Raw genomic sequence first — 22,536 nt, forward strand, 5'->3', positions numbered from 1 at the left:
CCCAGGCCGTTGATTGTGTAGGTCTGTCTTCCAGCAGCGTCGTACAGGTTGAAGGTGAGGTGGTCGTTGTTGGCCAGGTTGGGCACCGGCAGCGCCGCTACCTTGGTGCCCACTGTGGCGCTCATCGTGGCCAGTTCGCTGGCCGTGAGCGCGCTGCCCGTGATCACGTCCGTGATGCTGCTCGGGCGTGTGCCGTAGCCTATCGTCTGCGCCACCGAGCCGTCGGCGTTGTAGACGATCTCGCTTACTTCGCCCAGGTTGTTCACGCTCGATGTCTGGCGTCCCACGGCGTCGTAGCCGTTGAAGACGACGTGGTCTTTGGTGACATCCACCGTCAGGGGTGTGGTTACCAGTGTGCCGGCAATGTCCTCCGCCGTCGTTGTGCCGCTGATGCCGTTCATCGGCGTCATGTACTGCACGCTCGCCGCCACCGTCCCGTCGGCGTTGTAGATCGCCTGGCTCACTGACCCCAGGCCGTTGATTGTGTAGGTCTGTCTTCCAGCAGCGTCGTACAGGTTGAAGGTGAGGTGGTCGTTGTTGGCCAGGTTGGGCACCGGCAGCGCCGCTACCTTGGTGCCCACTGTGGCGCTCATCGTGGCCAGTTCGCTGGCCGTGAGCGCGCTGCCCGTGATCACGTCCGTGATGCTGCTCGGGCGTGTGCCGTAGCCTATCGTCTGCGCCACCGAGCCGTCGGCGTTGTAGACGATCTCGCTTACTTCGCCCAGGTTGTTCACGCTCGATGTCTGGCGTCCCACGGCGTCGTAGCCGTTGAAGACGACGTGGTCTTTGGTGAGGTCCACCGTCAAACTGGCCGCGGCCGTGCTCAATGCATTGCCCAGCGCCCGCAACCCTGATGCGGAGATGGACGTGCTGCCCATATTGGCAGTATCGGTGATGCTGGAGGGGCGGCTGGCGTACTGAACACTCGCGGCCAGCGTGCTGTCGGCGTTGTAGATGTTCTGGCTGACCTCGCCCAGGCCGTTGATGCTGAAGGTCTGGCGACCCGCCGCGTCATAGACGTTGAAGACGACCTTGTCACGGGTCATGTCCAGCAGCAGGGAGCCTGTCTTCATGGCTATCATCATGTCGGTCGTCAGCGTCGCAAAGTCCTGTGACGAGAGCGTCTGGCCAGTCATATTGTTCAGGCCACTGATCCGATCGACCAACTGGACGCTGTAGGCCACCGTGCCGTCCGCGTTGTAGGCGCGCCTGACCTGCTCGCCCAGGCCGTTGGCGCTGCGCGTGAGCCGCCCGGCCGCGTCATAGACGTTGAAGCTGACATGGTCGCGGGTCATGTCCACCGTCAGCGCCTCGACCGCGGTACGCACCGCATCCTGGGTGGCGGTATTGAGGTCGCCCACACTGACGGTGGACAAGAACTCGACGCTCACAGCCAGCGTGCCGTCGCCGTTGTAGACGAACTTGCTCACCTCGCCCAGCGCGTTGACGCTGTAGGTACGCCGCCCGTCCTTGTCGTACAGGTACTGCACCACATGGTCGCGCGTGCTGTCCTTGACCAAGGCCACTGCAAGGCGTGCAGTGATATCTGCCTCGGTCGGTACCGCTGGGAAGGCCGGGAAGACCCCACCCGTCAGGGAGTTCGCATACACCACCTGCTTGATGACGCGCCCATTGGCGTCGTACTCCGTCTGCATCAAGCCGCCGGTAGCATCCAGCACATAGGTCTGCCGGTTCGAGCCGTCGTAGTAGTAGCGCGTTACATTGCCCAGCTCGTCGGTCCGGGTGCTGACGTTGCCGTTGGCGTCAAAGCTGTACTTGGTGGTGAGGTTCAGGCCGGCCGGATCGACGTGCTCCTCGATGCGCCGCCCCAGGTTGTCGTACACATAGCTCACCGTGTGCGCCGCGGTGGTGCCGAAGGCCTCGGTGGCCGAGATGGTCTGGCCATCGGCGTTGTAGCTGTAGGTGGTTCTGAGGTTCAGCCCGGTCGGGTCTACCGCGATCTGCGTGACCTGTCCTTTGGCGTCGTAAGTCGTCTGCGTGACCACGCCCTGGGCGTTGGTCGTGGTCAGCACGCGGCCCTGGCCGTCGTAGCTGGCACGGCTGGTGAGGTTCAGCCCCTTGAAGTTGGCGTCCGTGAACGGGTCCACGGTCTGCGTGATCACCCGGCTGGCCGCGTCGTACTGGAACGTTGTGACCGTGCCCTTGGCGTTGGTCGTGCTGATCAGCCGGTCTGCATTGTCATACGCCTGCGTGGTCGTGAGGTTCAGACTGCCCGCACCCTCGACCGTGCTGGTCAGGTTGCCGTCTTTGTCGTACTCGTAGGTGCTCGTGTTGCCGCTGCCGTCCACCACCGAGACGCTCTGGCCGTGGCGGTTCATGCTGGTGGTGACCTGAACACCCTCGGCGCTGGTCATGGTGAACTGCCGGCTCGTGTCGTTGTAGACGTAGGTCGCCACCTGATTGGTCAGCGCATCCTCTTGCGTGAGCACGCGCCCCAGCGCGTCGTACGTCATCGTGGTCGTGCCGCTGGGGTCGATGCTGGTGAGCGTGCGCCCCAGCCGGTCGTAGGTGGCGCTTCGGGTATTGCCGTTGGCATCCGTGGTCTGCGTCACACGCCCGAACGCGTCGTAGACCGTGCTGCTGGTCTGCTTGATGCCGGTGTAGGCGCCGTTGTCGGTGTCAAGCACGCTCTTGACCAGCTGGCCGCGGCGGTCGTAGGTGAACGCATCGAGGCTGCGGGTAGAGGTGTTGCTCGCGCCCGCTACATTGACCACCGGGCGGTCGCGCCCGATCAGGTTGCCGAAGGCGTTGTAGGTGCTGCTGGTGGTGTAGGTCGCGCTCGCGCTCAACGTCTCAAGCGCATCCTTGATCGCGCCGCGCAGGGTGTAGTTGAAGCTGCTGTGGTAGTCCACAGCCTGGTTAGCTATGGCATTGACCGCGGTGGTCAGCGCGGCCGTCGCCACGCCGCCGTTGATGGCGTATTTGTTGCTGTAGACGGCGTTGCCAGAGTCGGTGTTTAAGGCCTTTTGCAGCCAGAGCGTCGTCACCTCGCCCGCAGCGCTGATGTCGATCCCCGGCACCATGGCGGGGTCAATCGCATTGGCGCTGGATTCGACCAGCGCAGCGGCCACCCAAGCGCCGTTGGTGTAACGGCTCACGTACAGGTTGTTGATCTTGACAAACGCTATAGCCACTTGACCCGCGTCGTTGATGCTGACCACAGGACTGCTCACCGCCGCATTCGCCGTGCTGGAGATGACGCCACCAAGACCCCAGCCCGTCGCGGGGGTATAAACCACCGCGATGGCCGCATTGATGCCAGAGACTTGGGTCAGGCAGGTCACCACGGCGTTGCCGTTGCTGCTGATGGCCAGGTTCAGGGGTGTGGCGTTGACTGCTTCGGCATAAAGCTGCTTGGGCGCGCTCCAGCTGCCACCACCGACCTGAGAGTATGTACTACCGTAGAGTTTGCCATTTTGAATGAACACGGCCACACCGTTGCCGTTGCCATCGAACTTGATCTGCGCGGCTGTGACCGCCACCGTGGTGTCGCTTTCGAACGTTGTGCTGCTTGCAAGAACATCCCACGTCCCGTCTGCCACGCTGTAGCGTGAGTAGCACAGGCTATTGACCGTCTCGCCAATGCCCTTTTGTAGCCACACTACCACCGCGTTGCCCACGGCGTCGATGGACACACTAGGCACCATCGTTGTTGCGATGGGATCGTTGTTACCTATCAAGACAGAATCATCGACATTCTTCGCGGTCCCCCATGCCGTGCCGCTCCAGATGTTGGTCAGCAGGTTGTTGCGCGTGTCGTCGCTCTGCACAAAGGCCACCACCGCCTGCCCCGCATCATTGATGCTGCCCACGGGGTTGTACACGGCTGTGCTGTCCGGCGACACCTTCTTGGCGATTCCCCAGCCTGTGGCCAGCGAGTACACCACAGCCGCCGCCAGATTGTTGGCGCCGCCATTGCGCAGATACGTCACCAGGCCGTTGCCGTTGGCGCTGACCGACAGGCTGGGGGTACCGCTGACGGCAGTATCGAGCTGCTGCGCTGTGCTCCAGCTGTTGGTAGCTACCGAATAGATGCTGCCGTACAGCGTGCCATTCTGTACATACACCGCCAGGCCGTTGCCGTATTTGTCAAACGCCGTGCTCGTGGCTGTGGCGTTGGTCGTGCTCGTGGCTGTGTCCAAGTTGAGCTGGCTTTGCGTGCCCCAGGCCCCCTGCACAGCGATGCGGTTGGTGTAGCTCAAGGTATCGCTCACCTGCCCAAACGCGTTGTAACGTGTCTCGCTCACCTCGCCGATGCTGTTGACCGTGTAACGCAAGCGCCCATCGGCGTCGTAGTAGTACAGCGTCTTGTTGCCGTTCTCATCCGTGGCCGACGTCATGCGCCCGTCCAGATCGTAGGTGTACAGCGTGCTGTTTTGCGCCCATACCGCGTCAATCTTTGTCTGCGTTGGCGAGGCCATCGTCGCAATCAAATCGCCGCCCTTGGCCGTGAGTTTTTGGATGACCCGACCTTGTGTGTCGTACCGTGTCAGGTAGTAGCGCACATCACCTGCATCCATACGGCCAGTACTCTCCCAGCCCAGCTCGCTTTGGATCAACTGGCCTACATTGTTGTAGATGTAGTAGTTCGTCGTACCCGAAAGACTCGACGTCACTGTCTTGACTTCGTTCGCACCGGTGTAGGTGGTCACCGTCACGTCGTCGTTGGGATGCACCGTCGTCGGCGCCGTATTCGTGGAAGGCGTCGTGCTCGGGGTGAAGAATCGCTTGACGCTGGTCTGGTTGCCCGCTGAGTCGTAGCCGTACTTGGTGTAATAGCCCTCGGCGTCCACGCTGGCGTCGAGCTGACCTTTGGTGTCGTAAAAGTAGTATTCGTGTTGGTCGTTGAGAGCATTCGTACCCACCCCGCCCGCCGTGGTCGCACCTTTGAGCGCTGCAAAACTCCCGCTATCGCGCAGGTACCCCGCAACGGCGTTTGCATAGCGAATTGTGTGCGTCAACTCCGCCGCAGCGTTGTACTGGTTTTCTGTCAAATACCCTTCGGCGTCCAGCGAACCTACAACCAAGCCCGCGTTGTCGTAAAAAAGGCGGCTGTGCCGGTCATCGCCCGAGACCCGGATCAGCGCGGTGATGTTCGCCGGCGTGGGCGTGGCCGGGATGGCAATGGCCGTGGCATACGCCATGGTGTCGGTCAGACGCCCCGCACCGTCGTAGAAATTCTGCGTGACATAGCCTTGCGTGGCGTCCGTGTCGGTGGTGGTGATCATCATCACCAGTTGGTTCGCTGCGTCATAGACCTTGCGCACCACACGGTCTTTGCTCGCATCGGCCGTGCTGCCGGTCGTGCCGTTGGTGGTCAGCAGGGTCGATACCGCCGGGTTGAGCGGCACACTCCCACTGACCAGCAAGGCCAGCTGCGCCGTGGTCAGCAGCGTCGCATAACCAATGGTCTGCACGACCTTGCTGTCCTGGTCGTAACGCAGCTCTGTGAGCGCGCCCATGGCGTCTACCGTGGCCACCACGCGACCTGCCGCGTCATAGATGACGTAGCTCTTGTAGCCCAGTGGGTCGGTGGTGATGCACAGCCGCCCATCGGCGTCGTAGGCGTAGGTCGTGGTGCCCAGTGCTTTGGTGCCGTCAGCCTGTGCGGTGCTGATCAGCAAGCCACGCTTGTCGTACACGTTGGTCGTGGCCAAACCATTGGCCAAGGTGGTCGTGACCTTGTTGTTGGCGTCGTCATAGACGGTATTCAGAACTGAACGCACCTCGCCGCCTTGGATCCACTGGCTTTGTGTCCGCAGTCGACCCAGACCGTCGTAGGTATAGGTGGTCGCATAGGCTATGCTGGTGTCCGTGCCATTGGCGCCCGTCCCGCGGCCGTCTACGGTTTGCAATAACTGCCCACGCTGGTCGTAGACGAACCAGGTGACGGTCGCGTTGCCACCGCTAGCATCACCTACTGGCTTGCCGGTGGAGTTGTCGGGCTCCAGTTTGATCTTGTCCCACACGGTGGTTTTCAGGACGTTGCCACGAAAGTCGTAGTCGTAGTCGGTGCGCTCCACGCTGGTCTGACCCTGGGTCCAGGTGGATAGGTTCGCTTCGCTGGAGCCGGCAGCGGTGTAGGTGCTGTCGGTGTACTGCAAGGTCGCGGCCAACGTGCCATTGGCGTTGTTGTACTGCGATTCAGTCACACGCCCTGTCGCAGAGATCACAAAGCGCAGGTGGCTCTCACTGTCGTAGACATAACGCGTGGTTACCGGCAGTGTTGCCTGTGCTGCGCCCGCACCGTCAATGTCCGGGCTCAAGTAATGTGTTTCAGAAAGAATTTGGTTCGTGCTGGTGTCATAGGTGTACGCCACCGTGTTACCCACCGCGTCACGACGGGTCAACAGATTGTTGTTGGTGGTGTCATAGGTGAAGGCGGTGATGTTGCCATTGCCGTCAATCACTTCGATGACGTTGTTATTGCTGTCGTACACGTAGCTGGTGCTCAGACGCCCCCCACCTACGGTGGGGCTCAGAACCTGGCGCAGCAAGCCTTTGGTGTCGGAGAAATAGGTGGTCGTGAGCCCAAGGGGATCGACTACATTCAGCCGAGTGCCCGCAACCGATGCGCTGTAGTCCAACTGCGTCGGGACGATGATTGTTTTGCCCGAGGTGGGCAATGCAATGTTGCCCAGCGCCGCCTGCAGCGCCGCTCCCGCGTCTGTATTGTTGTGGCTGCTGCCGTACAAGGTGCCGGCCAAGGCCGCCCAGCTCGCCGGGGTGCTGGTCAGCTTGTAGGTCTTGCCGCTGTCGTTGTTGTAGCGGGCGCTGTACACGCTCTCGCCCGCCTCGCCCGAGGCCGTCTTTTGCGCCCACATGGCGTGGATGTCGCCCATCGCATCAATGGCCACCCAGGGTTGCTGGCTGTTGGGCGCGGCAACCGGGTTGGCCTCCACCGCCGTGGGCGTACTCTGCCACGCGCCATTGACGTAGCGGTTGACGTAGACGTGGTCGGCCGTACCATTGTTCTGCACAAAGGTCACCGCCGCTTGCCCCGCATCATTGATGCTGCCAATCGGGTCGTACACCGCACCCGTCACGTTACTGACTGTGCGTTGTGCACCCCAAACCCCATTCCAAATGCGCGCCACGACAAGGTTGGAGCTGATCCAGGTAAATAACGTTTGGCCCGTGTTATTGATGCTCACACTCGGCGTACCCGTGGCCCCCGCCCCCAAAGATTGCGGTCCTTCCCACGTGTCATTGGCCAGCGAATAAAAGTTGGCGTACAAGGTGCCGTTGGTGATGAAAGCCAGACTGGCATCACCATTGGCGTCCATGGCGATTTGGGGGGCAGTGATCGCAGTGGTGACGTTTTCTAAAGCGGAGCTGTTTGGCGTGCTCCAACTTCCCGCTATGGCGTCGTACCTGGCGTAATACAAACTCTCACCCGCATCGTTGGAGGCTACCTTTTGCGCCCACACCACGATCGCGTTACCTGAGCCATCCATCCCAATGCCGGGACTTGTGACCGCATTGGTGTTGGCCCCACCAAGATCGTCCACCGCCACCGCAGCCGTCCAGACGCTGCCGTCATACGTGCGCAGCATGAGGTTGCCGTCTTGCACAAACCCCACAACCACTGTGCCGTTGTCGTTGATGGCACCGACCGGGGTTGTCACCGCAGCCGCAACGTTTTCTAGCAAAACCGGACTGGCATCCGCCCATGCTCCATTGATGTAGCGCCGTCCGTACAAATTGTTGCCCTGCACCCAGCTCACAAATGCGTTGCCGTTGGCGCTCACTGACAGGCTGGGGATACCGGGGTTGCCCGAATTGCTGCCATCAATGGCTACGGGCGTTGTCCAACTGTCTGTGACCTTGGTGTAAAAGCTCACCATGAGATCCGCGCCGCGATCAAACACGGCGATGCCGTTGCCCTTGCTATCAAATTCGGTCTTGGGGTTGGTCCCTAGAGTAGAAGCACCATCTTGATTTGTCCCTGTCTTCAAACCGTCAAGAATGTAGGGGCCAGGCGCGTCGGTGGGAACGTTCAGAGACAGCGTGATCTGTAAATCTGAGTAGCTGAGGGTGGACAGTTTGTTCCTCACGTCATTAGGCAAGGTAAACGATATCGTGTTGAAGGCACCCAGTTGAACGTTGTTAGTCAGTTCGACCTGTCCAATAAATTGGTCATTGATGCCCAACGAAGGGGCATTAATGAACAACTGCGTTTGGCCCAACCAATACGGGTTCGGTTGGGCAGCCGGCACAAAAAGCCGATAACTGAGTTGTGATCCCACTGTACCCAGGGAACTAAGAGACGAACTGGTAATGCGCACGTAGCCGCCGCCGTTATATGCGACGGCTGTTGTGCCTTGGTCATGAACGCTGCTTTCCGTCAGCGAGCCCATGGATGAGGACCATCCATTGACGTCTTCGAAACCAAGAATGACGGAGTTGGGATCAATCAACGTCGCAGCATCCCAGCCGGGTGTGACGGTGGTCAGGCCTGCCGTGGGCGCCGCGCTCACGGGTACCGTCACCGAGGTTGCGGTGTACGTCAGCGTGGTGATCTTGCCCGCGCCATCGGTGCAGGTCTTGAGTTTGCCGATATCCGGCGCTGTGGTGTAGTAAGCAAAACTAATCGTGGTGCCATCACCCTGCGTGATCGAGGCCACGCGTTTGCTGGCGCCGTCATACTTGTAGGTGGTGGTGTAGACCTTGTTGTCTGTGATCGAATTGTCTTCCGGCGATAAATCAACCTTGACCGTATCTAACCTGTTCGAGCCATCGTAGGTGTAGTGCACCACTGTCTGTTTGGTGGTGCCATCCGGTTGGTAAACCTCTATCCTTTGCAGATTGTTGCCTGTATAGATGAGCTTGGTCGTTTGACCAGAGGGATCGACAACCTGGGTGAGCAGACTCCCCGTATAGCTGTAACGGCTGCTGTTCCCGTCTTTGTCAGCTTCACTTCGAATATTGCCGGCGGTCCCGCTCCAGTCGTAACTCTCGGTCATCCGGCTGCTGCCGTCGGTCCACACCCATTTTTTGTCCGCGGCCGCCGCGCTGTCGTACACCAGCGTGTCCGTCGCGCCGCTTCCGTCAAAACTGCTGTACGTCGATACCGTTCCCACTTTGCTTACAAAACTGTAGACAAGCTCGGCGCCATCCTGGAATACCTTCATCACCGTCGAGCCCGCATTGCCCAGCGTGCCCTGGACGTTGTAGACCTTGCGGTACACGCCCGCACGCCAACCGTCATTGTTATCACCATCAGTCAGACCCAGCGAGTTGTAGGTCCGCAAGAGGTTGGTATCGATCCCCAGACCAGCGACAAACTCGTCCTGAGCGCGGATCACCACATTGCCCGTCGCACCGTTGATGTACACCCCGTCCGATTGACCCGCTCGACCAACCAGCGGATTTCCGCCCGTCCCCAGCAAATCCGCCGAGGTGTTGATCAGTCCCAATCCGCTTCCAGTGATGATGCTTGTCATGCTTAGTCTTTCGGTGTGCTCGCGTTTTTAGAGTCTTTATCTGCTCGCGAATACTTATTCGCTCGGCAGCTTGCGCCTATTTCGTGCAAGAAACCCTATCTCAGCAATACATCCAGACATTTCTGAAAGGGTTTAGCTTTTAAGGTAAGTGTTTACCCTAGACCCTGGGAAGACGCGTGATTAATAAGGACTGAGCTCTCAGCGCTGGCGAGATCAAAGTTAAGGGTTACATCGCGGCGGGCGACACACCGCAATGCACGGGCAGGCCGTTTTAAATGGGCTGGCTATTTTCTGGAGGCGCTTTTAAAATAGAAAAGGCTCGTAGGCCAAGTAAATAGAGCGCCATCAGCCCCTAAAAATATAGCGCTTGGCTTATTCTTGCGGTTGTAGGGCCGATTACTTTATGAGAGCAAGGCCCATCGCATTGAGTAAATGCCGTCACCCCATCATGCTGCTGGCGTTGTTCAGTGCATGTCACCCTAAAGAAGTCAAAAATCGATTTACAAACGTGCATCGTCATGGCGCACAGTCGCGTGTTTAAATCTAAAACCGATATTCAGAATCGATGGGATGGGGTACGGGCGCCACGTTGCCGCTACCAAACAGCGGACTGCCGGCTAAGGCCTGTTAACTATTTATATGAAAAATAAGCCCACAACCGAAACCAGCTTCGACGAGAACGAAACCCTCGGACTCGCGATCACATGCATTGAAGATTGCGATTTCGGCAATGCGATGGCGCACCTGAAAGTTGTTCTGGATCACAATCCTCAACACGAAATTGCCACCGGCATGCTGGCCGCGCTCTATTCCGACCTCAAGATGACAGCGCGCGCAGCAGAATATTTTCAGCGCGTTCTTGCGATTAATCCGGAAAATCCGCTGGCACATGTCCAAATGGGTTTGCTACAGTTCTCGAATCAACAGCCACAAGACGCGCTCAATTCTTGGAAAACTTGCCTTGAAGATCCCAACGATTTTCTGCTGAACTTTTATAGCGGTCTGGCATTATTGCAACTAGGGCGTTCAGATGAGGCACGGTCCCTGTTTGATATAGCTGCACAGCGCATGCCAGAAGACCACTGGCTACAGCCTCAATTGCAAGACTTACTTAAAATTATTTAGCAGGATTAGTTCAATGCAAACTCTAGAAGAGTTACAGCACGCCATCCAGCGGCATGAAAGTTACGTCAAGGTCGATCCAGACAATCTTTTATTGAGATTGACGCTCGGGGATTTGTACCATCAGGCTGGTCGCATGGACGAGGCAAATGCCTGTTACGACTACCGTCTTCTCCAGGCGCCAGGCGACGCCATTGCGCGCGGGCGACTGGCCTCGGTCATGATTTCGCAACATCGCTTCTCCGAAGCGGAGCAATCCTTGCGGGCCCTCATTGAAGGTGGCGATTCAGACACCTCGCTGCTTCACAATTTGGGACTTACGCTGTATTACCAGCAACGCTGGGAGGAAGCGCGCAAATGCTTTACTGACACCATTGAGCGAGGCATTGCCACACCGGATGCCTTTGCCTATTTGGCACGCACTTTGCACCATCTGGGCATGATGACAGAGGCAATTGAGGCCGGCCAACGCTGGAGCGAACTAGCTCAGGACAGCAAAAGCAAAAGCTATCTCTCATTGCTGTACATGGATAACAACGATGCTGAAAATAGCAGCAGACTGGCACGTGAAGTGCTAGCGGAAAGTCCCGATGATATTGATGCAAATGTAGTCGCCGGCATGGTGTCCGCAGGTGAGCAGGATGTCGGACCGGCCCGGCTGCATTTTGAAACTGCATTGCGGCAGGACAAGGAAAACGGGCGCGCCTGGCTCGGACTGGGCCTTGTACAGCTTTATCAACAGGAACACGCTAAGGCCATCGAATCACTCGGACACGCAGTACGCGTCTTCCCCGATAACCCCGGCATTATTGTTTCACTCGGCTGGGCCAAGCTGGCCGCAAAAGATCCCGCCGGCGCAGAAGAGGTATTTGAGCAGGCGCTGCGCGTGAATCGCACGTTCTCCGAATCGCATGGCGGTCTTGCTTCCGCGCTTGCATTTCAGCGAAAATTTGAACGCGCCGAACAGGAAATTAAGCTTGCGCGACGTCTCGACCCCAACGGTTTTGGTGCCGAATTCGCAGAAACCACCATTCTTGCTGTTCAGGGGCAAACAAAAGGAGCTACGGATCTGTTTGAGCGGATGCTTCAGCGCTCTCCCCCGGGAGGCATGCTGCCGTTGATCGAACAGCTACGTGTTTACGCAACCAAGAATGGAGAAGTCCAGGCGCCGGAAGCGCCAAAGCCTACGCCGCGACTAAAACAGGCCATGCAATCGCCGAATAAAAACGCGAAGCCAACGCAGCCTGCGAAGCCCAAGGGGCCGCCGAAAAAGAAAAAAACCTGATCATGATGCACCGGACGATTGCGATTTTCTGACAGGATTCGCGCGAGGGGGAAGTTCCAGAGAGTTCGGCTGAACGCTTACCCCGCCCTCTGTTGTTGAAGCAGTGCTTGTATAGGCAGTGCCTACACACCACGGACGGCAACCATCAGCCTGATCTGCCTGCCAATGCCTTCGCCCAACTGTCTAGCCTGCTTGCTGGCCAGTAGCAGCCCCCAAAAGGCAACGCAGTTCAAGCGCCTTAACCAGCATTGCCTGGATCTTCATTCCTTGGGTTCAGTCTTGTATGCATTTCTCGCACGCGCAGTCAATACATCTGGCGCCGCGGGTTTTGCGGGGGCCGCCGGTTTGGCAGGCGCATCCGGTTTTGTTGTAGCGATTGCCGCAGCGGGAGCCGCCGCCGCACTGGCATTTGCGGAGCGCATCTGGAAATCAAGATTCTGCAGCAGTTCCTTGGCTTGCTTGAAGAAAGGATTGTCTACCGCTGCATACTTGACCAGCACATCGAGATCGTTTCTCGCCGCTGCGATCTGCCCCTGATTCGCCCGCATCAAAGCGCGATAAAACAGCGCTGGCGGATAGGTAGGATATTTTTGCAGCAGGTTGTCCCAGATCTTCATAGCTTCGGACCCACGACCTGCATTGCTGTGGGCCAAACCCATCTGGAACATTTCGCCTACTGATTCAGGATGAAGCACAAGATGTTTCTGGAACATCTGCTGGGCCCGGTCCCAAAGCCCGAGTTGCACATAAATTTGACCGCATACGCTGAAAACGCCCGGCGGCGTATCTGCCGCATCTGTCAGTCGTTTGAGTTTCCACAGCGCCTCGCCCGTATTGCCCTTTTCAAGATCGAGTTGGGCGAGAGCAAACAATTCGTCAGATTCGAAGGAATCAAACCATGCATGGGTATCACTTTGGGTAGCCATGACCTATTCTCCTAGTTTCCAGTGTTATGTGTAATGTGCGATGTTCTCGGCATCGACAGTAATAGCGTGAGAGATATGTTCAGTGCTTGCCACCATACAGCTTGTCAAGCGGTACGCTATTCCGCACGTCGGAGTTAGCCATCTGAGCAGTTGCTGGAAAACATTTCCAATGGTCTCCCTGCAACTGCTCAGCCTTGTTGAAATACAGGTTATCCATCGCGGTAGATTGCAATAATATGTCCGGCAAGCGTTTCCTCCTGGATTTTGTTCTCCTTGCCAGAGCGAGTCCAGTAAAAAAAGGGGCTGGCGGATAACTGGGGCGTACTTTGAACTCCAGGGCTTCATTAACATTGCCGCTTTCCCCAGTGCGAAGGCCTCCGGCAATGGTTCTGCTGCGAGAACAGGCTTCAACTTTCTAGGGCACCCTCCAAATTGCTCTTTTCAAAATCCGTAAGCGCAAGCGCATACAACTCCTCCGAGTCAAGCCGGCATGCTCGTCTGCCTTTCCAGATGTTTAGTTATTCCAGTATTTTCCTTCAAGGCATTTCAGAGCGATGGTCAGAGCATTAACTGCTCTATGCGAGCAACGACAATTTGTATTTGTTTGACTGGATCAAAACCCTGATATTTTTTGGCGACAGCCTTTGCACGTTCGCTCAGTACCTTGCTTTGTACAAGTTGCGTGACTAGCGGCAAAAAATCGCCGACTACGCGTGGAGCGGCAATGAGACCTGCACCAAGGGTTGATACATTGCGGGCCACTAGCAGTTGTTCTGCGTTTGCAGGTAGGAGCAGCATGGGTACTCCGCCGAGCAAAAGGGTTGCCACAGTGCCATGCCCACCATGCAAAACCGCGGCCTCGGCCGAATCGGCCACCTGTGTCATAGCGAAGGGCTTAGACGAAAAACACATATTCTTCGTCTGTAGACTCTCCATGGTCTGCGTCGCCAGTCCCGGCGCAAACCAGAGAATACGCAACTCCGTTCCAGCAAGAATAGAGACCAGCGGTTTGAATGCGGGGGATTTTGGACGCAAATAAACAAATATCCTTTTACCCGTTCCCTCGGGCCAAATCGGTACTTCTCCTTCTGTCGCCTCATGGATCGGTCCCCAATACTCTGCACCTTGCCGACCTGGATAGTGATCGAGCTCAGACAGCGTGGCCAATATGTCTTCCTCTACGCCGAACATTTCATGGAGGGCGCTCAGAGTTGAAATTGCCAGCGTTTCACACGCACCATTAACGGCGTCGAGAACACGAGCTTCAGCCGCTAGTAGACGCTCCGAAGGAACGTACTCCCAAGGACGAAAGCAAGGAAGCGGCGTGACACGCGGCGGCGACGTGAAACCCGTACTGAACGCGACTCTCGGAATTCCGAGATCACGCGCCGCGAGCAATGCCGTTGGCGCGTAGTCGAATACCATCACTTCAGGTTTCAACACGCTATAGAGGTTACGCCATGCCTGCAGGACGCTGGCCAGTTCCTTCTCATTACCAAAACCATGTAAAAGCAAAATTTCTGGATAACTGACCTGCTCAGGCGACATTCCAGGCAGAAGACGCCCAGGCAGTGTGGGGGTCTGAAAATAAGCGAATTCGTGCTGGCGCAAAAATTCGCCACAACCGCGAATGTCTTGCAGCACAAAGACTATCTCATGGCCATTCTGGCGTAAAGCATTGGCGATGCTGACAAGCGGGCGTATATGGCCAAGGTTAGCGCCGAGCTCCCATGCGAACAGAATACGGCTCACGTGGTAAGTACTTCAGTAAAGTTAGTAAAAATTCCTGAATTCTGAATAGCTCCGTCAAGGGGAACAATTTTTTTCCTTGAAAGTTTCCCGTCGCCCAGAAAAAACAAACTCTCGCATGAATTCATATTTTCGAGGAAATTTTTTGAGTGCCTCAGCATTACACATATAACTGGCATAGGTTTCCGAAAAATCTTCACAGGCATTAAGTGCGCCGTAATCCGTGATGCATGGGGACTGCGGAAAAATTTTAGTTACCCAGCGCTTTTTCACCTGGCTATTGAGCGCTAGAAAAAAAACAAAATGCCCTATCTCGTGGTAAAGAATGTGATGAAAAAGATCGTAGCCGCATAGGTCGTAAAAAATAATCTTGCGTTCGCGTTGAATAAATTCGGCCTTCGGAGAGTAGCCTGGACGGCCGGTATAAAGGCTGCGTAATGTAGACGATAGATAAGGTGCGTAGACAATTTCGCGCAAACCTTTCAGATGATGGCCCGGAAGCGCATCTACCGCAGAAACAATATCGGCAATTGAGACAATCGCTTGACTGGAAAATCCTGAGATTCGAAGATTGAGTACGCCACCCTCAAGCGGTTGCTCTCCAATTACAGGGCTTTTTGTATAAATATCCACTGATAATGCAATCGCATCTATTTAGTCTGATTGGTAAATCTTGCGGATTAAGCATTACAGCGGCAAGGCAATCACAACAGCTTATTTAGTCGCGCGCCCTTTTCGTATAAGAGCCGAAGTTCTATCAAGGCCCTTTTATGAATCTGGGAAACTCTCCCTTTTGAAATACCAAGACTGCGGCCAATATCCACAAAAGCATGGCCATGAAAATAATGGCCCTTGATGACATGCGCTTGCTGAACAGGTAATTTTTCCACAAGTGCGGACATAGTTTCGCACAACTTCTTCAGCTCGAATCTCTGATAGCCTGGACAGTCGGTTTGCTGCTCATGGGCCCGATACATGCCGGATTCACCCAAAAAATAGCCAATCGCAAGTCCGATGGTAGTTTCCGCAAGTTGTTGGAAAAGAGATCCGTTGATACCTGCGTCTTCTCCTATTTCGGTCAGAGACTGAATGCGTTCCCTTTTTATCCGACTCTGCAATGATATTTGCTGCTGCTGCTCGCAGAGCTTGTCTACGCCGCTCAGTACCGCGCCACTGATTCTGGCGCTCGCATATGCCTTGAAATCCACACCGAAAATCGGATCAAAACGGTCAACGGCTTCCATCAAACCAACCAGTGCATACTGAAAGAAATCATCAAACTCCAATTCCCTGACATGGCGATTGGCATAGAGCTGCGCAGTCAACATTCGCGCAAATTCGGCGTACGTTTCAATCAACATTTCGCGGCTATGGCCGTCTCGGCTTCCAGCAAACGAATGCCACAGCGCATTGAGTTCGAGGGGATCTCTCTGTGCGCCTTTGGACAGCTGTTCCCGCAACGAAGTCAATTTATGCTTCCCACCAGAGCTCTGATCAATAAACCCCAGCCATCAATCAGGATGAACATCAGGATTTTCAACGGCAGGGATACTGTCATCGGCGGCACCATCATCATCCCTAATGCCATAAGCACGCTGGAAACCACGAGATCGATCAACAAAAAAGGCAGAAAAATGACGAACCCGATCTGAAATGCGGTTCGCAATTCACTCAGCATGAAAGCCGGGATCAAATGCAGCAACTTGACTTCGGAAATAGTTGTTGGAATCTCGGCGCGCGCTATCTCGACCATCAGGCCAAGATCCTGTTCACGTGTTTGGCGCAGCATGAATTGACGAAGCGGGTCGATGCCTGCCGTCAGCGCCTGCTGCTCGGTAAATTTCCCGGCTTGATAAGGTTGCCATGCCGTTTTGTCGATCTCTTCCAGCACAGGAGTCATCGTGAACAATGTCAGGAAAAGCGCCAAGCTCATCAGAACAGTATTTGGAGGGGTTTCCTGCGTTCCGAGCGCGTGTCGCAACATTGATAGAACGATGATAATGCGGGAGAACGAAGTGACTGCAATAAGCAGAGCCGGGATCAGGCTCAGCAGCGTGAGTCCCAGTAGTATTTTTAGCGGTGTCGCCAGGCCAGGTCCAGCTTTTGATGAAATGACGTCAAGCGAAATTCCGGGCACTATCTCTATTGCAGCTATGGCGCCTGTTGAAGCGAATAGCAGAACGAATGCCGCGCCGACGGCAATACGCAGGCCTTTTTGTCCACAAAAAAAGGACAGCGAATTAGCCACAAAAATTCTCTTCGTCTGGCACCGCTGCCTCTTTTGAGAGAGGTAATGGGGTAATACGATCGCCGGATTGCGCTAGTAAAATTCGATCGCGCCCTACTTCCACGAGATACAACGCAAGCCGAGGCGATATATGCCTGGATTCAACGATCTTGATTATTTTTCCGGTTGTTGAAAAACTGCTGATTCCCGGAAAGCGTTTTCGCAAGAAAAAGAGAACTGCTGCCGCTCCCCCGACAAGCACCAGCAAAGTTCCAAGAACTCTCCATTCGTCAGTTCCCGTTCCGGTTGCATCGACTTTGAATGGCAAGGGATGTTTCTCGACGGATGGAGACACCTGTCCCGCCGAAAAAACCTGCAAGGGCAATAATGTCAAAGCAAGCAGCGCGGGCCACATGCACGAAAAGATGGCTTTTCTTAAGCGGATTTGCACCATTTTCCCTAACCAACTTGTTAATTGGATGCGGAGAGGATTTCCTCGATATTCACGCCTAAATTGTCGTCAACGACAACCAGGGAACCGCGCGCAATGATTTTTCCATCCAGCCTGATTTCAACGGAGGCATCCGTCGAGGCATCCAGCTTTACAACCGAATGCTCTTTGAGCGCAAATAATTCGCCAACGGTGATGTCTGCATGACCTACAAATACCTCCAGCTTCACCTTGACATCCTTGATCAGAGAAATATCGCCGCCGAATAGCGCGGCCCCGCTCCCGGGACTTCCTTCTATTTTCTGTAAGTGCACTGGACTGACGTTTGGTTCATCATCCTGCGCCTGTGCAATAGATAGTCTTTTATTCATTCCTGATAGCCCTCGTTAATTAAATTCATTCCATGTGTGCAAGCTGAACTGCCTTGTATCCGTCTACGTCGGCAAGATAACCCTTGCCAACCAATACGCCATTCCCGTTCCTTAAATCAAATGATTGGTTAACAGGGATATTCAGTCGAATCACATTTCCCTTCGCTAGATTCTGAATTTCGCCCAACGACACTTCCATGGTCTCGGCGACAACATCAATGCCAACGTGCTGTGCTTTCAATGCACTTATTCTGGATTCCATCCTCGAAATAGGCCGGGCAAAATTTCTAGGTCCAATCAATGCAGATGCCAGGGCGGGTGCGACAATAAAACAGAGATATCCGGCATCCAGCGTTATCCGGGCAACAAGATAGCCTGAACCACGCGAGAACCATTTGGTTTGCAACACAATTGAAGGCGACGTATTGCCGGCTGGATCTGTTGACTGAGACACTGCAGAAGTAATCATCATGGACGCTAGCGATTCCACAGCGCTAACTACGACCTCTTTCCACACCGTGGATTCATCGTTTTGGGCTCTTGTTCCGCCCCACCCATTAATCGCTGCCAGATTGCTCGCGAAGCCGGCACTCATTGCATAAAAAACAGTATGCTTTTCATGCCGATACTCGTACCAGTCGAGCGCAGAAAGAACCGCCATGTCAATGGATTGACCGGCTGGCTCCAGAGTAATTGCAGCTACTTCTTTCTTGCCGAACCAGTTTTCTGTCCATGTACCTAGAAGTGTCTCCAGAACGACGACCACTTTCTGCAGAGCAGAATGCCCGTGAAGCCTGAAAGGATAGGTTGACATCATTATTTCCCACTGCGAGCCTGAAGCAGCTGCTGCAGCATTTCATTGGCAGCGGTAATCACTTCCGATGCAGCCTGATAACCACGCTGCGCGACAATCAGCTGGCTGAACTGCCCGGCAAGGTCCACGTTTGAAGATTCGAGGCTCCCTCCGGTCGTTGTACCGAACAGTGAGTCGCCGGGATTTCCCAGAACTATGGGTTGATCGTTTGCATTTTTAAACAGATTTCCGCCGAGTGGCTGCAGTGCCGAAATCGAATTGAATGCCGCCAATGCTATGCGCGGCCCGTTGACAGTCTGACCGTTGGAATAGGCAAATTTGACAGTGCCTTTTGTATCAAAAGTTGCCTTCAACAACGCACCGGGCCCAAAGCCATTCTGCGAATTCAATGCCAGACTCGATGCGCCCGAAGTAAGACCGGCCGTACCACTGAAATTCAGATTCAGTGTTGTGCTGGCTACCGAAATTGAAGGCTGATATGCAAAGGAGAATTGATCAAAACCTGCAATTGGCAAGCCCACACCGTTAAATCGTATTTCTTGCTGCGGCGTCAGCGGTACGCTGTTTTCCGCAACATCGACAAGCCAGCTTCCTGCGGTTACTCCCGTATTGTTTGTAAATGTCAGGGAAATCGTATGTGCTCCACCTGCGGAATCAAATACGCTGGCAGTGGTTGTATATGTTGGGGTCGTAAGGGTCGACAGGCCATTCTTGAACGTAACGGTCGTTGTTGCTTTTCCTGGGCTCGTCCGGAAAGTGTTAATGTCCAGTTCGTTCAATCCGCCACTGCCGTTCAAAAACAGCACAGAGTTATCCGTGCCCCTGGATTTCAGTATCCCCTGACTATTGAACTCAAACTGTCCATCACGCGTATAAACCTGCTCCCCGTTCTGGTTCAGCACAAAAAAACCATTGCCATTGATTGCAAGATCCAGATCGTTGCCGGTGGAATTGATCGTGCCCTGTGCCAGCAGAAGATGCTCGCCACCCGACGTGACGCCGCTCCCCTTTGTATAGGGTGTCGTCGTGTTTCCACCATCTGAACCAGCTTCATAACGGTAATAGAGATCCGAGAAAAGAAGCTCTCGTCCCTTGTATCCGGGCGTATTCAGATTGGCGACGTTATTGCTGATGGTGTTCAGCCCTTTTTGAAAGGTCGACAAGCCGGTCAACGCGACATAAATTGAATCAAGCATTTTTTCTCCTAACGTACAACCGTGATCTGGCTCAGAGAGATTCCTGTCAGGACGGCTCCCGTGGAATCCGTTACTGTCAATGACGGCACGCCATCGGGCAGACTTAATGTTGTCACCTGGCCAACCACGTTGCCCGTCGAAGTAGTCACCTCTACCGTTTTCCCAAGCAGTCCGATCGACTGCGTGGCGGACTGGATACTCAGAAGCTGGCCTATCTTGTCATCGAGAGCCTTGGTCTGTGCCAGAGAGGAAAATTGCGCCAGTTGCGCGAGAAATGCCGTGTTGTCTACAGGTTTCAGCGGATCCTGAAACTTCAATTGCGTCAACAGCAGCTTGAGGAAATCTTCCTGGTTGATGCTGCTGGACTGCAGTGCCGTCGATGGCGCCTGTGATGCCGAACTACCGAGCAATGCGACTGTCATTTCAAGCCTCCATTTGTTAAATCATTAATTGGCGTAGTGGTTTGATAGACGGTTCCGCCTGAATACGAAAGTCTGCCGTTAAGATAAATCCGGATCGGATGCAATCCGCTGGATTCAAGCTCATTGCTCAGTTTCCTGGCAAGCTGATATCCCATACTTTTATTGATGCCCGCGTTACGGACCCAGACAACAAGGCCATCCTTGGTCAATTCGCAATGAATGTTCTTTTTTTTCCACAACGCTGGAAGCGCTTCCATGTTTTTCAGGATTGCGCGAAGCTTTTCTTCAGCTATCGACTCTGCAACCTTGGACTCGATCACGCCTGCAACATTATCTTTCTGTACGGCAGACGGAAAATCCGTTGACGCATTGAAAATGCTGTTTCCAGCGCCTGTAGCGCCCTGCTCACTAGCCAGTTGAACCGTATCGTTGGAGCGCTCAATCGGCGATGTCTCTCCATATGGATCAGGATGAACATGGACATCGCGCCGCATCAGTTTTTCTACGCCGCTTAAATCAACTGCAGTATTCACTTCCGAGGTACCAACAACCGGTGCGTGATGAATAACCTTGGTTTTAGCCAGCGCCTCTGCATTCATGCGTTCGAATTCCCGCTGCCACCGCTCGCTGGCAAGTCTTTCCTGACTTGGCATGCGCGCAACTTCACCCAAAAGTCCCCGAATTGCCTTACTAATTTCCATGTTTCATTCCGGCCTGGAAACGCACAAATTTATTCAGCCAGAGGTCATCCAGTATCTTTGCTTCCTGACGTTGCCCCTCCCTGTGGAACCGCTCCAGCCCTCGCTCGTAATGCTTCTCAAGAATGCGCTCAGACTGCCGTTTTTCAACGACCTTTTCCGTGACCTCCGTAATTGCATCGGACAGACGCTGAATTTCATCAAGTAGGCGTTCCTTGTTATCACGCTGCTCAACCAGATAGCTGGTTACCGCCTCTCGCGTTTCGATCCAGAACATGGGTTGCTCTTCAAGCAAGCTGATTAGCCAGCCTTCAAGCTCAAGAATCAACGCTTCAAGTTGCCTCTGTTCATCAATTTGTTGCTTGTGCTGCCCTTTCAAGCCGGTCAGCTCATTTGACAATTCATCGCGCCGCCAAGTCTCCAGGCGCCGCAGTGCGGCAAGTCCATACTTAAAAGCGGGTACAGTCATTTTCTAAATCCCTAAGCTAATATGCTGCTCAGATTTGCGATGACCTGCTGGCGGGATACTGCTACGTCTCGTCCCTGACACAGCAATTCCTGTATTTTTGGGAAGAACTGAATCGCCCTGTCAATTTCGACGTTCGTTCCGGCTTTATACGCGCCAAGTTCAACCATATCCCTATTTCTCTGATACGTACCAAGCAGGCTAAGCGCGCGCTGAACTAGTTGATATTCTTCACCGCTAATAATGACTGGCATTAGTCGGCTAATACTGGCAAGCAAATCTATCGCCGGATATTGGCCGTGATTGGCTTGTTCACGGGAAAGAACAATATGTCCGTCAAGAATCGATCGCAGAGTATCAACCATGATGTCATGCGGGTCGTCGCCCTCCATCAATACTGTATATAAGGCAGTAATCGAACCGCCGGAAATTGAAGTGCCGCATCGCTCAAGCAACGCCGGCAACAAGCTGAAAACAGAGGGCGTGTAACCCCGCGCGGTTGGCGGCTCCCCAATGGCCAGACCAATCTCACGTTGCGCCATGGCAAAACGCGTCACTGAATCCATGATCAACAGAACATTCTTACCGCGATCACGGAAGTATTCAGCGATTGCGGTAGCAGCAAAGGCAGCTCTTGTTCGAGTCAAGGCCGGCTGATCCGACGTTGCCACAACGACTACAGATCGCTGCAACCCGCGTTCCCCGAGATTCTTCTCGATGAACTCCGGCACCTCTCTTCCACGCTCGCCCACCAGGGCAATAACTGCAAGATCACAATCAACATTACGAGCAATCATGCCGAGCAAGGTGCTCTTGCCAACCCCGCTTCCGGAAAAAATACCTATTCTTTGCCCTTTGCCGATCGTCAAAAAACCGTCAACCGCCTTGACACCGGTATGTACAACATCCTTGATGGGCAATCTTGACAGCGGGTTGATGGGATGCGGTCGAATCGGATAGTTTTTCTCCGAAGCAATAGGCCCTTTTGAGTCCATCGGCTTGCCGAACGCATCTATTACACGCCCCAGCAGCCCATCCCCCACGCAAATTCCGGGCGATTGTCCCCTGGCAACAACTTCACTGCCCCCACCTACGCCTCGAAGATCGCTATATGGCATGAGCAGCACTTTGCCTGCTCTCAGGCCAACGACTTCCGCCTGTACTGGAAGATCGGTGAATTGAGGCTGAATTTCACAAATCTCGCCGATGTGCGCAAGCGGGCCCACGGATTCAATAATCAACCCATGGCAATCGCTCACCCGCCCTGATCGAGTTACGAGGTCTGTATCTCGAACAATATCGGTATATCGACCAAGATTTTCCATGCGCATCATGTGCACTC

Annotated in this window: 16 protein-coding genes; 2 read left to right on the forward strand and 14 right to left on the reverse strand. The window is 54.8% G+C overall.

Features of this window, described 5'->3' with window-relative positions:
• Positions 1 to 9,467: RHS repeat protein (locus B0B52_RS06675; RefSeq protein ID WP_139351840.1), on the reverse strand; the 9,467-nt coding region annotated here is incomplete at its 3' end.
• A gap of 639 nt (positions 9,468 to 10,106) precedes the next feature.
• On the opposite strand from B0B52_RS06675, the gene B0B52_RS06680 reads away from it, so the two are divergent.
• Both B0B52_RS06680 and B0B52_RS06685 read left to right on the forward strand, forming a co-directional pair.
• Positions 10,107 to 10,592: a tetratricopeptide repeat protein gene (locus B0B52_RS06680; RefSeq protein ID WP_077592853.1), complete on the forward strand. Its 486-nt coding sequence runs from the start codon at positions 10,107 to 10,109 to the stop codon at positions 10,590 to 10,592.
• A 13-nt stretch (positions 10,593 to 10,605) separates the two neighbouring features.
• Entirely contained in the window at positions 10,606 to 11,874 is a 1,269-nt protein-coding gene (locus tag B0B52_RS06685) for a tetratricopeptide repeat protein (protein ID WP_077592854.1), read from the forward strand.
• A gap of 260 nt (positions 11,875 to 12,134) precedes the next feature.
• On the opposite strand, the gene B0B52_RS06690 is transcribed toward B0B52_RS06685, so the two are convergent.
• From B0B52_RS06690 to B0B52_RS06740, 13 genes are all read right to left on the reverse strand, one after another.
• A complete protein-coding gene (locus B0B52_RS06690; RefSeq protein WP_077592855.1) occupies positions 12,135 to 12,800 on the reverse strand; it encodes a M48 family metallopeptidase in 666 nt (221 codons plus the stop codon).
• A 558-nt stretch (positions 12,801 to 13,358) separates the two neighbouring features.
• Entirely contained in the window at positions 13,359 to 14,552 is a 1,194-nt protein-coding gene (locus tag B0B52_RS06695; protein WP_077592856.1) for a nucleotide disphospho-sugar-binding domain-containing protein, read from the reverse strand.
• A gap of 54 nt (positions 14,553 to 14,606) precedes the next feature.
• Positions 14,607 to 15,182, reverse strand: coding sequence for a hypothetical protein (locus B0B52_RS22045; RefSeq protein WP_139351841.1), 576 nt, complete (start codon positions 15,180 to 15,182; stop codon positions 14,607 to 14,609).
• Positions 15,183 to 15,253: 71 nt separating this feature from the next.
• The gene (locus B0B52_RS06700; RefSeq protein ID WP_139351842.1) at positions 15,254 to 16,018 is read right to left on the reverse strand and encodes a sigma-70 family RNA polymerase sigma factor; all 765 of its coding nucleotides are present in this window, start codon (positions 16,016 to 16,018) and stop codon (positions 15,254 to 15,256) included.
• On the reverse strand, positions 16,015 to 16,797 hold the full coding sequence (gene fliP, locus B0B52_RS06705; RefSeq protein ID WP_254425657.1) for a flagellar type III secretion system pore protein FliP: 783 nt from the start codon (positions 16,795 to 16,797) through the stop codon (positions 16,015 to 16,017). The genes B0B52_RS06700 and fliP overlap by 4 nt, the downstream gene beginning before the upstream one ends.
• Positions 16,790 to 17,230 carry a flagellar biosynthetic protein FliO gene (locus B0B52_RS22050; protein ID WP_139351843.1) on the reverse strand — a complete coding sequence of 147 codons (441 nt, stop codon included), beginning with the start codon at positions 17,228 to 17,230 and terminating at the stop codon, positions 16,790 to 16,792. Before B0B52_RS22050 ends, fliP begins: the two co-directional genes overlap by 8 nt.
• 17 nt (positions 17,231 to 17,247) lie before the next feature.
• Positions 17,248 to 17,598, reverse strand: a complete 351-nt coding sequence (locus B0B52_RS06710; protein WP_077592858.1) for a FliM/FliN family flagellar motor switch protein — start codon at positions 17,596 to 17,598, stop codon at positions 17,248 to 17,250.
• Positions 17,599 to 17,623: 25 nt separating this feature from the next.
• The gene (locus tag B0B52_RS06715; RefSeq protein WP_168173485.1) at positions 17,624 to 18,412 is read right to left on the reverse strand and encodes a FliM/FliN family flagellar motor C-terminal domain-containing protein; all 789 of its coding nucleotides are present in this window, start codon (positions 18,410 to 18,412) and stop codon (positions 17,624 to 17,626) included.
• 2 nt (positions 18,413 to 18,414) lie between these two features.
• Positions 18,415 to 19,608: a flagellar basal-body rod protein FlgF gene (gene flgF, locus B0B52_RS06720; RefSeq protein WP_077592860.1), complete on the reverse strand. Its 1,194-nt coding sequence runs from the start codon at positions 19,606 to 19,608 to the stop codon at positions 18,415 to 18,417.
• An 8-nt stretch (positions 19,609 to 19,616) separates the two neighbouring features.
• On the reverse strand, positions 19,617 to 20,030 hold the full coding sequence (locus B0B52_RS06725; RefSeq protein WP_077592861.1) for a flagellar hook assembly protein FlgD: 414 nt from the start codon (positions 20,028 to 20,030) through the stop codon (positions 19,617 to 19,619).
• On the reverse strand, positions 20,027 to 20,731 hold the full coding sequence (locus B0B52_RS06730; protein ID WP_077592862.1) for a hypothetical protein: 705 nt from the start codon (positions 20,729 to 20,731) through the stop codon (positions 20,027 to 20,029). The genes B0B52_RS06725 and B0B52_RS06730 overlap by 4 nt, the downstream gene beginning before the upstream one ends.
• On the reverse strand, positions 20,721 to 21,197 hold the full coding sequence (locus tag B0B52_RS06735) for a hypothetical protein (RefSeq protein ID WP_077592863.1): 477 nt from the start codon (positions 21,195 to 21,197) through the stop codon (positions 20,721 to 20,723). Before B0B52_RS06735 ends, B0B52_RS06730 begins: the two co-directional genes overlap by 11 nt.
• 11 nt (positions 21,198 to 21,208) lie before the next feature.
• The gene (locus tag B0B52_RS06740) at positions 21,209 to 22,528 is read right to left on the reverse strand and encodes a FliI/YscN family ATPase (protein ID WP_254425658.1); all 1,320 of its coding nucleotides are present in this window, start codon (positions 22,526 to 22,528) and stop codon (positions 21,209 to 21,211) included.
• Positions 22,529 to 22,536 lie beyond the last annotated feature (8 nt).

The organism is Polaromonas sp. A23 (assembly GCF_002001015.1).
Taxonomy (GTDB): domain Bacteria; phylum Pseudomonadota; class Gammaproteobacteria; order Burkholderiales; family Burkholderiaceae_C; genus Polaromonas.

Coding starts and splice junctions, on each gene's coding strand:
- B0B52_RS06680 (WP_077592853.1), top strand. CDS start 10,107: ATGAAAAATAAGCCCACAACCGAAACCAGCTTCGACGAGAACGAAACC.
- B0B52_RS06685 (WP_077592854.1), top strand. CDS start 10,606: ATGCAAACTCTAGAAGAGTTACAGCACGCCATCCAGCGGCATGAAAGT.
- B0B52_RS06690 (WP_077592855.1), bottom strand. CDS start 12,800: ATGGCTACCCAAAGTGATACCCATGCATGGTTTGATTCCTTCGAATCT.
- B0B52_RS22050 (WP_139351843.1), bottom strand. CDS start 17,230: ATGGTGCAAATCCGCTTAAGAAAAGCCATCTTTTCGTGCATGTGGCCC.
- B0B52_RS06710 (WP_077592858.1), bottom strand. CDS start 17,598: ATGAATAAAAGACTATCTATTGCACAGGCGCAGGATGATGAACCAAAC.
- B0B52_RS06715 (WP_168173485.1), bottom strand. CDS start 18,412: ATGTCAACCTATCCTTTCAGGCTTCACGGGCATTCTGCTCTGCAGAAA.
- flgF (WP_077592860.1), bottom strand. CDS start 19,608: ATGCTTGATTCAATTTATGTCGCGTTGACCGGCTTGTCGACCTTTCAA.
- B0B52_RS06725 (WP_077592861.1), bottom strand. CDS start 20,030: ATGACAGTCGCATTGCTCGGTAGTTCGGCATCACAGGCGCCATCGACG.
- B0B52_RS06730 (WP_077592862.1), bottom strand. CDS start 20,731: ATGGAAATTAGTAAGGCAATTCGGGGACTTTTGGGTGAAGTTGCGCGC.
- B0B52_RS06735 (WP_077592863.1), bottom strand. CDS start 21,197: ATGACTGTACCCGCTTTTAAGTATGGACTTGCCGCACTGCGGCGCCTG.
- B0B52_RS06740 (WP_254425658.1), bottom strand. CDS start 22,528: ATGATGCGCATGGAAAATCTTGGTCGATATACCGATATTGTTCGAGAT.